Source organism: Microbacterium sp. BR1, from assembly GCF_002812725.1.
Lineage (GTDB): Bacteria > Actinomycetota > Actinomycetes > Actinomycetales > Microbacteriaceae > Microbacterium.
This window is the reverse complement of record NZ_NMUN01000004.1, coordinates 99403-110569: the sequence shown is the minus strand read 5'-3', so window position 1 is coordinate 110569 and position 11167 is coordinate 99403. Positions and strand designations below refer to the sequence as shown.

Genomic DNA, 11167 nt, shown 5'->3' with positions numbered 1-11167 from the left:
CTAGCGTCCACAGTGACATCCACAGTGAGACAACGGAAGGACGTCACCCGCGATGCACAAAGCCATGCAACTCGACCATCCCGCTCCCCTCTCCACGCGTCCCCTGGCATGGCGCGATGTCGCCACGCCGGCTCCCGGCCCCGGCGAGCTGCTGATCCGGGTGGCCGCCTGCGGCGTATGCCGTTCCAATCTGCACATGATCGTCGGCGACTGGGCCGGCGCCGGGCTGCCCGCGATCTCGCCGATCGTGCCGGGGCATGAAGTGACCGGCACGGTCGCCGAAGTCGGGCCCGATGTCGAGGGGTTCGCGCCCGGAGACCGGGTCGGAGTGCAGCCGCTCTGGTGGACCTGCGAGGAGTGCGAGTACTGCACGTCGGGCCGAGAGCAGTACTGCCTGCGTCGGCGCATCACCGGCGAGATGGTCGACGGCGGCTACGCCGAATACATGATCTCGACGGCAGCGCACACGTACCGCGTCCCGCCGGAGTTGGACCTCGTGGCGGCCGCACCGCTCTTCTGCCCGGGGATCACGGCCTACGGCGCGATCTCGCGGCTGGACCTGAAACCCGGAAGCAAGCTCGCCGTGTTCGGTCTGGGCGGCGTCGGCCATATGGCGGTGCAGTTCGCGCGACTCGCCGGCGCCGAGGTCACCGCGGTCGCGCGCGGCCTCGACCACCTCGAGGTCGCGCGTGAGCTCGGCGCAGAGCACGTCGTCGATGCGTCACAGGTGGATCCGGCGAGTCAGCTGGCCGGGACGATGGACGCGGCGGTCATCTTCGCGCCATCCGACACCGTCGCGCAGCAGGCGCTGGCCTCCGTCAAACGCGGCGGGACCGTCGTGCTCGGGGTCATCGCCTCGTTCGGCACGATCACCTTCGCCGAGGGCAAGACGATCATCGAGTCGATGCTCGGATCCCGTGCGCAGATGAACGAGGTGCTCGCCCTCGCGGCGGCCGGTGAAGTCCGTACGGTCATCGATGCATTCCCGCTGGCCGACGCCGAGAGCGTGCTCGATCGGCTCGCGGCCGGCTCGCTCCGCTCGCGTGCCGTCCTTCGGGCCTGAACCGCATTCTGCTCAGCCCGCCGACAGCCGATCGGTCAGGGCCGTGATCTGCGCCGAACCGAACGTGATTCCCGGGAACCAGTCGGGCAGCACGATCCGTCCCTCGGCGATGGCCGTATCGAGAAGCCTGTTCATCGTGTCCTTGCCCGCGGTGAGTTCGTAGGTCGCGACATGCGTCGCGTGCGGGGGCAGCAGCGGGTCGACCAGCGATGCCAGCGCTTTCCAACGATGCGCGGCCGCCAACTCCCCGATCTCGACGTTCTCGCGCACGTGCTCGTGGTACCAGGCCTCGAACTCGGCCGTTGAGATTCCCTCCGGCGGGGCGCTGAACACCAGGTACAGACTGTCGGCATCGAGAGTGTGTGCCGAACGAACCTCGTCGATCGCCGCGAGGTCGTATACGGCGAACCGGGTGCGCGCGATGAAGTCCGGGCGTTCGCCCCGTGCGACGACCGCATCCATCAGCTCCAGGGTCTCCGCGTGGTCGCCGTCGACTTCGTAGAGTCCGCAGTACGTGTACACCGTCGGGGATGTCTTGCCCGCTCCGACGCTCGGCTGCAGGGCGTAGAGACGACCCGACGCGACGCCCTCGACGCGGAGCAGGGCATCCATCTCCCCCTCATGCCACGCCTCGAAGTCGGCGGGATCGACCTCCTCCGGGGGAAGCGCGAACACCGCTCGCAGGGGGTTCCATGTGCTCGACATCATCTGTCTCCTTCGACGAGATCTGGGGTGCGGATGCGACCCACCAGGCGTGAGCGCACCGTCCATCGGCATCCGCACCGCCAAGTCACAGGGTGCTGGCTGTGCGCCCCGGGAGCAAAGAGCGAAACCTGTTGTCCTGCTTTTGCTCCGCAAATGGCTGCCCCGGCGATTCCGCACATCGCGGGCAGAGGGCGCCTAACGCAGGATGAGCGGATTGAGGTTGACTCCGTTCGCACCCGGCACCGCGAGGGGGGCCAACACCAGCGCTCCCGCGACCCGCGTGCCGGGTCCGATCTCTGATCGCAGCCGTGCGAAATCGCAGTTGTCCACGAGCGGAAGGCCTATCGCCCACCCGAGGATATGGGCGGAAGCGTGCGCCTCCTTCGCGTCACGCGAGTCCAACATGTCCCAGGCGAGAATCGACACGGGGTGGTCAGCGATCCATCGTGCCGCAGATTCCGCCAGTCCCCCGCCCGCGTCCTCGTCCGTCCCGGGCCCTCCCAACAGATGACCGACGTGCGCCTCGAAGCGGTCGCGTCCCATGTCGACGCAGAGCGCATCACCGGGTTCTACGCGCACCCCGGCCCCCTCGAGCGCCTCTTCGATGTCCGACCCGGTGACGGGGCGGTCGGCCCAGGCCGTGCCCCGCAGAGTCGGGATGTCCACGTACAGGGCCCGCGCGAGGATGCCCGAATCCCCCAGGGTGTCCACGCCGCCCTGGTCGCGCGAGTTCACATAGCGCCCGCCGTAGAACGTCCCGCCGACCGCGACATGGTTCAGCGCGTCGAGATGGGTGTTCTGCAGCCCGTGCGGATCGAGCCGGAGGTGCGACAGCCCCCACCCCAGACCGTCCGGGCTTTCGACGTACTCGGACCTGTGGTCGAACGTGGGGTTTTCGGGTGTGGTGTTGAAATCGTCGGCACGCACCGGGCGCGCCAGGCTGATCGTTCGCCCCGACACGATGCATGCCGCGGCCCGGGCCGCGGCGGCATCATCCAGCAGGTTGAGCGTGCCGCGCGCGTTCGCCGCGCCATAGCGGCGGTTGCGCGAGGCCTCCAGCACCCAGTCGGGAACGATCGCTGAGCGCGAGATCTCTTCGTCGTGATCCATCGCGCCACCATACTGTGCACGAAGAAAACTGTGTGTGCGGTGCATACCACTCTTCGACAGGTCGACGCGAACCGCGGGGATGACAGACTGCCGGGGTGCAAGAGATTCGCTACACGATTCGACAACTGCAGCATTTCGTCGCGGTGGCGGATGCCGGATCCATCAGCCGTGCGGTGGAGCTGACCCACACCTCGCAGCCCGGGATCTCCCTCTCTGTTTCGGAGCTCGAGCGCGGAATCGGCGTCAAGCTCTTCGTCCGACAGCGCACGAAGGGAATGTCCCTCACGCCGGCCGGCACCGACTTCCTGAGGTTCGCGCGCGAACTGCTCTCTGCGGCAGAGATGCTCCAGACACGCATGGATACCGAGAAGGGCAGCTTGAGCGGGAGGCTCCCCATCGGATGCTATTTCACTCTCGAAGCCATGCTGTTGACTCCGTTGATCGCCGGCTTCCACGACGAGGCACCCGGCATCGCCCTGGACGTGCAGGACGGCACGCAGCCCGAGCTCGAGCGAGGCCTGCGAGAGGGCGCGACCGAGCTCGCGATCCTCTACGACGACCATCTCGCCACCGATCTGACCAGCATCGTCATCGATATCGTCCGACCGTACGTGCTGCTGCCGCCCGATCACCGATTCGCGCAGGACGATCAGGTGAGCCTCGTCGACCTGGCGGACGAGCCCATGATCCTCTTCGATAGCGCGCCGAGCAGTCAGAACTGGGAATCCGCGCTTTCGCGCATCGGCATCGAGCCTCGCGTCACGATGCGCACGCGCAATTTCGAGTTCGTGCGCTGCCTGGTCGGGCGCGGACTCGGCTACGGCTTCCTCATGCAGCGCCCCGTCACGGATGTGACCTATGAGGGCACGAGAGTGGTTCCCAAGTCGATCCAGGAGCCCATGCCGACGACATCTGTCGTGCTCGCGTATCTACGGGGCGCACCGCTCTCGCCGCGCGCCCAGCGTTTCATCGAGTTCGCTGTGCAGGAACGCTCCGAGACCCTGCTCCAAGCACACGGCGAGTCCGCCCGGCGACGACCCCCGATCACCAGCGCGTGATCGGGCTCCCGCGGCGCCGATAAGGAAAGCAAAGGTCCCTGTTCAGTAACGCCGTGTTGATGGGGCCCACCGGCCTGATGCAGTCTGAACGCACACCCCATCCCGATGGGGCGAGGGCATCGCCCTCCGGAGTCGCAGATGATTCCGGAGAGCGGCGCGACAACCTCTTTCACCGGAGTCGAAGCTGACTCCGGACGACGCGATGGCGCGCTGCTTGCGTGCGTCACGGAAGGTTTGGAATGACGATGAACCCAGCTCGTGCCACCGGCCCCGGTTCCATGCCGACGCGCTTCGCCACCACCGGCCGGATCACGGCATGACGTCGGTGGCGACCGGCGTCGACCGGAGGCTGCTGCTCAGCACGCAGTCGCTCCGCAAGGCGTTCGGGCAGACCAAGGCGCTCACCGACTGCACGTTCCGACTCGCCGCGGGCGAGGTGCATGCGATAGCGGGCGAGAACGGCTCGGGAAAGAGCACACTGGTGAAGATCCTCAGCGGCGTGCACCAGCCCGACTCCGGTGATATCGACTCGGACGGGACCGCCGTCCGAGGTTTCCGGAGCCCGCGGGCCTCGCAGGAACGCGGCATCGTCACCGTCTTCCAGGAGATCCTGGTCGCCCCCGCGCGCTCGGTGCTCGACAACATCTGGCTCGGGGCGGAGACACCCATCCGCGCGGGGATCTCGTCCGCCGAGAAGAAGGCGACCGCCTCGATGTGGGTCGAGCGGCTGCTCGGCACCTCGATCGATCTGTCGATGCCCGCCGAGGACCTCTCGCTGAGCGATCGACAGGCGTGCTGCATCGCCCGGGCGCTCGTGCGCAATCCGCGGGTGCTCATCCTCGACGAGGCGACCTCGGCACTGGACGTCGGTACCCGCGACCGCCTCTTCGAGATCGTGCGCGAACTCGCCGCCCGGGGCACGGGGGTGGTGCTGATCACGCACCGCATGGACGAGATCGAGGCTATCGGCGATCGCATCACGGTCATGCGATCGGGCGCCACCGTCGGCACCTTCGAGCGCGGAGACTGGCGCCCGAGCCAGGTCGTAGCCCTCATGTCGGGCACGGGTGAACGCGAGCAACGGGAGCGCGCCCGCGATCGGGCTCGCCACCTCGGACCCGTGCTCCTGCGGGCGAAGCAGCTACGGCTCCGCGCCGGAGGGGAGCCGTTCGACGTCGAGATCCGGGCCGGCGAACTCGTCGGCCTCGCGGGGCTCGAGGGCCACGGGCAGGAGGCGTTTCTGGAGGCGTTGCGCGGAACGGGTCCCGCGCGCGGCGATGTCGAACGCATCATCGGCGAGAAGACATCCCCGATCCGCTCGATCTCGGATGCCTCGAATAACGGCGTCGCCTACGTTCCTCGCGAACGCGGCCGCGAATCGATGTTCGGCTGGATGTCGATCCGCGAGAACTTCGGCATGCCGACCCTCGACAAGGACACGGTCGGGGGCTGGCTGCGACCGGCCTCCACATCTCGACGACTGGATCACTACGTCCGGCGCATGGGGATCGTGCTGGGCGATCCCGAAGACCGCATCACGACGCTCAGCGGTGGAAACGCCCAGAAGGTCGTCATCGCACGGTGGCTCGCGGCAGAGCCGAAGGTGCTCCTCCTCAACGACCCGACACGCGGCATCGACGTCAACGCGAAACGAGACCTCTACGAGCTGCTGACAACCCTGGTGACCGCAGGCTTGGCGGTCGTGATGCTCTCGACGGACGTCGACGAACATGTCGACCTGATGGACCGCGTGCTGGTGTTCCGCGAGGGCGAACTCTATCGGGAGATGCCCGCGGCGGAGCTGTCCCGGAGCGCCCTGGTCTCGGCGTACTTCGCGGATCCGGAAGAAATGCAGGGGGGCGCCCGATCATGACCGACACCATCCTGACCACGTCCCGGGCGGGTCGCCGAGGATTCAGCGTCCGTGACTTCCTGCGCCGCAACAGTTACGTCATCGCGCTGCTGCTCGCGGTGATCCTGCTGGTGGCGAACCTGATCATCCAGCCGAACTTCGGCTGGGTCCAGCAGCTCGCGACATTCGCCCCGCTCGCAATCGCCGCTATGGCGAGCACCCCCTCGATCATCAGCGGTCGCGGCGGATTCGATCTGTCGATATCGCCGCTGATGACCTTCTGCTCGGCCGTGTTCATCATCGTCCTCGTGCCGAACGGCCTCGGCGGCATCGAAGCCGTCCCCCTCGTGCTGCTCGTCGGAGCAGTCATGGGCGGGATAAATGGACTGCTCATCGTGCTCCTGCGCGTTCCGCCGATGGTGGTCACGCTGGCGATGTATTTCGTCCTCATCGGCGTGAATCTCAAGTTCATCCCGAACCCCGTCAGCATGACGGGGAGCTGGGTCTCGAGTCTCTCCGGAATGGTCGGCCCGATTCCCGGCGGGCTCATCATGATCTCCATCCCGCTGCTCATCTGGGGCGCTATCGGGTTCATCCCCTACAAGAGGATGCTCTACGCGGTCGGCAGCGACGACGCCGCCGCGTTCGCGAGCGGAGTGAACGTCGCGTTCGTCCGGCTGATGGCTTACGTCTTCGGGGGCCTCTTCGCGGCGATCGGATCGTTCGCCCTGGTCGCGCTCGTCAGCTCTGCGGACGCGGGGCAGTCCTCGTCGTACACCCTGGTCGCCGTCGCCGCCGTCGCGCTCGGCGGGACCTCGCTCGTCGGCGGGCGTGGCGGTGTGCTCGGCTCGCTGCTCGGCGCGGCCGTCATCTACTTGCTGCAGAGTCTGCTGCGCGGGCTGGACGTCAACCCCACCTGGCTGCAGCTGCTCTACGGCGTCGTGCTCATCCTTGCCGTCGTGCTCGGCGCGCAACTGACTCGCAAGAAGAAGGAATCCGCATGAGCTCCTCCATCGCACCAGCGTCGCGAACCGCCTCGCCCGGATTCTCGGGCACGCTCAGACGGGCCGCAGCGATCCAACGCCGATTCCCTGTGCTGCAGGTGCTTGCGCTCATCATCGTCTATGTCGTCGGTGCCGTCACACTCGACGGATTCTTCAGCTTCCCCGCCCTGCAGTCCATCCTCGTGCTGGCGGCGCTCGCGGGATTGGCATCCGTCGGACAGACGCTGCTGATCATCATGGGCGGATTCGATCTGTCGGTATCGGGTTTCATCGTCGCCGGCGCACTCTCGGTCACGAGTCTCAGTTCGATCTACAACGTCGACGTGGGGGTGGCACTGGGCATCACGGTGATCGCCGCGACCCTGCTCGGCGGCGCAGCCGGTCAGATCTGTCATCGACTCAGCATTCCGCCCCTGGTCGTCACACTCGGTACGGGCGCGATCGCTCTCGGTGCCATGCAGATTCAGACCGGCGGAGCCCTCGCGGGCAGCGCACCTCAGTGGCTCTCGATGCTGTCTTCGCCGATCCAGTCCACGTTCGGCATCCCCTTCCCGCCGGTGGTCGTGATCTGGGTCGTCGTGATCATCGCCGTCGCACTGTTCCTGCACCGCACGGTACCCGGTCGGCACATCCTCGCCACCGGCGCCAATCCCCTGGCGGCAGAGAACTCGCTCGTGAAGACGCGGACGGTGTGGACCCTCGTGTTCGCGTTCAGCGCCGTGGCGTCCGTCCTCGTGGGCGTCCTGCTCGCGGGGTTCTCCGGCAGCGTCGACTCGACGCTCGGCAACCCTTACCTGTTCCAGTCCGTCGCGACCGTGGTCGTCGGGGGCACGGTGTTCGGCGGTCCTGGCGACTACACCCGTACGGTCATCGGCACGTTGTTCCTGTCGGTCCTCATGATCGTGCTCATCGGGCACGGAGCCGACACGGCCGACCAGCAGCTGCTCTACGGCATCATCATCCTCCTCGCCGTGACCCTGTACGGACGCGAGCGACGAATCCGAGATCTCGTCTGAACTCGACCCATCCCGATCCCCTCGAAAGCTGCACGCAGCTTTCGTTGCACAACAAACAAGAGAAAGAGAGACAACGGTGTCCTATCAGAAGTCCATCTCGCGTCGACAGACGCGGGCACTACGTCCGGCCGCTCTCGTGGCCATCGCCGGCGTCGCCGTGCTCCTCGCCGGGTGCGGCTCGGGCGGCGCGACGGTCGGGAGCAGCAGTGCTCCCACGAGTTCCGGAATGGCCAGCGAGTGCGGCGAAGTGCCCAACATCCCGCCCAACTTCGTCGACGGCGCCGACGCGGAGCTCACCGACGCCACGAAGGAGCTGTTCAGCGGCTACCCGGGTCCCGTGCGTGTGAGCCCCTACGCGGACATGGAGGCCAAGCCCGGACCGTGGCGCATCGGGTTCAGCTCGTTCGCGCCCAACTCCGCGTGGGTCACCAACCTGTTCCAGGGCATGGAGGATGCGTTCCAGAAGGCCAAAGAGCTCGGTCTCGTGGAAGGCGAGCTGGAGATGAGCATCCTGCCGGACGCCGCGACGCAGACTCCCGCCGACCAGATCGCCGGGTTCCAATCGCTGGTGCGCGACGGCGTCGACGGCGTCATCATGCTTCCGATTGCCGCGGACCCGCTTGCACCCGCGCTCACGGAGGCCGGCGAGGCGGGCATCCCCACGGTCATCATGGGCAACACCAGTCCGTCCGAGTACGCCATCTCGGCCAACCCGCTCAACATCGCGGGCGGCACCGCCGAAACGATCAAGGCCCTCGGCGGCAAGGGTGACATCGTGGTGGTTCGCGGCATGCAGGGCGCCGCCGCCGAGACCTACGGTTACGACCAGATCAAGACGATGATCGATGCGTGCCCCGACCTCAACATCATCGGTGAGATCAACGGCAACTGGAACAACGCGACGACGAAGACGGCGATGCAGCAGTTCCTCGTCTCACACCCGGGCCAGATCGACGGGGTCCTGCAGAACGGCATCATGGCCCAGGGCGTCATCCAGGCATTCGAGCAGGTCGGACGCGACGTGCCCATCGTGAACATGGTCGGCGGCCAGGCAGGCGACCTCTCGTACTTCGCCGACCACCTCGACGAGGGCTACGTCACGGGCGGAAGCGCGTACAACGGCAACCAGCAGGCATGGGCCGCGATGCGGATCCTCCTGAACACACTGGCCGGAAACGGCCCCAAGGTGACGGACATCCCGATCCAGGTGCCCGTGGTCACAAAGGACAACGTCAAGTCGCTCGTGCCCGAGGGCGCAACGCTGAACGACCTCGGGGACCCGCTCGGCTCGCCGAACGACTTCGCCCCGCAGTCGTACCTCGACCAGTTCTTCACCACGACGGGTGGCCCCGGCAAGGACCTCGTCGAGTAGCTCGACGGTGCCGGCGGGTGTCGCCGGACGCGATCGCCGAGATCGCTCCGGCGGCACCCATCTGCTCGGCACCGGCCGCGCTCGCTCAGACATCACCGAAGGAAGACATACCCATGACCGCAATGCACATCAGCGAGAGCTTGCACCACCTGATCGACTCCGACGCCGAGTTCGAACAGCTCGCCGACGGATTCGTCTTCTCCGAGGGACCCGCGTGGAACGACGTCACCGACGAGCTGATCTTTCACGACATTCCAGGCGACGCGCGGTGGCGTTGGACGCAGGCGCGCGGCGCGGAGCTCCTGGAGTCGCCGGATTTCAAGGGCAACGGCGCCGTGTTCGAGCCCGGCGGCGGACTCCTCGTCTGCGAGCAGGTCACGAGCTCCCTCGTGCGCATCTTTCCCGACGGTCGGCGGGAGATCCCGGCGTTCCACTATCGAGGCAAGTACCTGAACAGTCCGAACGACGTCGTCACGCACTCGGACGGAAGCATCTACTTCACCGATCCCAACTACGGCCGCTGGCCGGTGGCCGTCGGTGTCGGGCGCGAATGCGAGCTCGACTTCCAGGGGGTCTTCCGCGTGCCCCCCGGTGGCGGGCCCGTTCAACTGGTCGTCGAACCGGGCGAGTTCGAGCAGCCCAACGGCCTGTGCTTCTCACCGGACGAGAAGACCATGTACATCAACGACCGCACGAATCTGAAGGCGTTCGACGTCGCCACCGACGGCGCGCTGGTGCGCGGGCGCATCGTCTGCGAGGACATGGGGAGCACCGGGATACCCGGCACGGGCAATCCCGACGGGATGAAGACCGACGAGCTCGGAAACGTCTGGTGCACTGCTCGCGACGGGATCTGGATCTTCTCACCCGAGGAAGAACTGCTGGGCATCCTCCCCACCCCGGAGGTCGCGGGAAACCTGGTCTGGGGTGGTGCCGACCTCCGGACCCTGTTCGTCACCATGACGACGAAGCTGTACCGGGTGCAGACGAAGGTCGCGTCGTGTCGACTGCCGTATCACCGACCGGATCGGTGGGACTCGTGAGCGCGACGTCGCAGACCGAGGCGCGAATCGGGCGTCTCGAGGATCTCGTCGAGATCCGCGCGCTGGTGTTCCGGTACCGAGAACACCTCGACCGACGGGACATGGCGGCCTATGCGGCTCTGTTCGCCGCCGACGGCATCTGGTCCGGACGGACGGGCACCGCCCGGACACCGGGCGGCATTCGGGCGATGCTCGAGGAGCGGCTCGCTCCCAATCCGCCCGCACCCGGGCGCACAACCGTCCACTTCGTCACAGAGCCCGTGATCGTGCTCGACGGCGACACCGCGACGGGCGAATGCCTCTGGACCTTGCTGGGGCGCAGCTCGGACGACACTCCCGAGATCATCCTGCTGGGTCACTACGAGGATGAATACGTCCGCGAAGACGGCGCCTGGAAGTTCGCCAAGCGTACGGCGCACGTGGATGTGCCGCGGTGAACCGCGGGAACGCAGAGCGATCGTCGATGGACGCCGAGACGCGTGCTCGACGACTCGAGGACATCGAGCAGATCCGACGACTGACCGCCGCGTACAAGCAGGCGCTGGACGGCAAGGACGTCGTGGCCTACGCGGAGTTGTTCGCCGAGGCCGGCACCCTCTGGTGCACGCCCGAGCTGCAGGCCACGGGGCGGGCAGCGATTCGCGCTCTGGTGGACGGCATGAGCGGTAATCTGCTGACGAACGAGGTCGGCTCCGACTTCCACGCCACGGCGAACGCGCTCATCGAGGTCGACGGTGACCGCGGGACCGGTACCTCGACGTGGCTGTATTTCACCGTCAGCGCCGACGGTGACCCTCGGCTCACCAAGATCGGCCACTACGACGACCACTACATCCGTGAGGACGGGTGCTGGCGCTTCCACCGGCGCGACGCGATCACCGATATCCCATTCGAGTGACCGCTCACGCGCGGCACGCCAACACGAGAAAGAGGAGGACCGCCAG

11 protein-coding genes are annotated in these 11167 nt (G+C 66.9%); 9 read left to right on the top strand and 2 right to left on the bottom strand.

What is annotated here, in order from left to right:
- The first annotated feature begins 52 nt into the window (after positions 1–52).
- Positions 53–1063, top strand: coding sequence for an alcohol dehydrogenase catalytic domain-containing protein (locus CGU35_RS04785; protein WP_100810487.1), 1011 nt, complete (start codon positions 53–55; stop codon positions 1061–1063).
- Positions 1064–1075: 12 nt separating this feature from the next.
- On the opposite strand, the gene CGU35_RS04780 is transcribed toward CGU35_RS04785, so the two are convergent.
- Both CGU35_RS04780 and CGU35_RS04775 read right to left on the bottom strand, forming a co-directional pair.
- Positions 1076–1771, bottom strand: a complete 696-nt coding sequence (locus CGU35_RS04780) for a hypothetical protein (protein WP_100810486.1) — start codon at positions 1769–1771, stop codon at positions 1076–1078.
- Between the two features lie 192 nt (positions 1772–1963).
- Positions 1964–2878, bottom strand: coding sequence for a cyclase family protein (locus CGU35_RS04775; RefSeq protein ID WP_157813893.1), 915 nt, complete (start codon positions 2876–2878; stop codon positions 1964–1966).
- Between the two features lie 95 nt (positions 2879–2973).
- On the opposite strand from CGU35_RS04775, the gene CGU35_RS04770 reads away from it, so the two are divergent.
- The 8 genes from CGU35_RS04770 to CGU35_RS04735 all read left to right on the top strand — a co-directional run bounded on the left by CGU35_RS04770 (position 2974) and on the right by CGU35_RS04735 (position 11121).
- Positions 2974–3936 carry a LysR substrate-binding domain-containing protein gene (locus CGU35_RS04770; RefSeq protein ID WP_100810484.1) on the top strand — a complete coding sequence of 321 codons (963 nt, stop codon included), beginning with the start codon at positions 2974–2976 and terminating at the stop codon, positions 3934–3936.
- A gap of 316 nt (positions 3937–4252) precedes the next feature.
- The gene (locus CGU35_RS04765) at positions 4253–5809 is read left to right on the top strand and encodes a sugar ABC transporter ATP-binding protein (RefSeq protein ID WP_181003408.1); all 1557 of its coding nucleotides are present in this window, start codon (positions 4253–4255) and stop codon (positions 5807–5809) included.
- A complete protein-coding gene (locus CGU35_RS04760) occupies positions 5806–6792 on the top strand; it encodes an ABC transporter permease (protein WP_100810482.1) in 987 nt (328 codons plus the stop codon). The genes CGU35_RS04765 and CGU35_RS04760 overlap by 4 nt, the downstream gene beginning before the upstream one ends.
- Positions 6789–7808: an ABC transporter permease gene (locus tag CGU35_RS04755; RefSeq protein WP_100810481.1), complete on the top strand. Its 1020-nt coding sequence runs from the start codon at positions 6789–6791 to the stop codon at positions 7806–7808. The genes CGU35_RS04760 and CGU35_RS04755 overlap by 4 nt, the downstream gene beginning before the upstream one ends.
- 76 nt (positions 7809–7884) lie before the next feature.
- On the top strand, positions 7885–9180 hold the full coding sequence (locus CGU35_RS04750) for a substrate-binding domain-containing protein (RefSeq protein ID WP_100810480.1): 1296 nt from the start codon (positions 7885–7887) through the stop codon (positions 9178–9180).
- Between the two features lie 113 nt (positions 9181–9293).
- Positions 9294–10223 (top strand): SMP-30/gluconolactonase/LRE family protein, encoded by a 930-nt coding sequence (locus CGU35_RS04745; RefSeq protein ID WP_157813892.1) that lies wholly within the window; start codon positions 9294–9296, stop codon positions 10221–10223.
- Positions 10181–10660, top strand: a complete 480-nt coding sequence (locus tag CGU35_RS04740) for a nuclear transport factor 2 family protein (RefSeq protein WP_157813891.1) — start codon at positions 10181–10183, stop codon at positions 10658–10660. Before CGU35_RS04745 ends, CGU35_RS04740 begins: the two co-directional genes overlap by 43 nt.
- A gap of 26 nt (positions 10661–10686) precedes the next feature.
- Positions 10687–11121, top strand: coding sequence for a nuclear transport factor 2 family protein (locus CGU35_RS04735; RefSeq protein ID WP_146048034.1), 435 nt, complete (start codon positions 10687–10689; stop codon positions 11119–11121).
- Positions 11122–11167 lie beyond the last annotated feature (46 nt).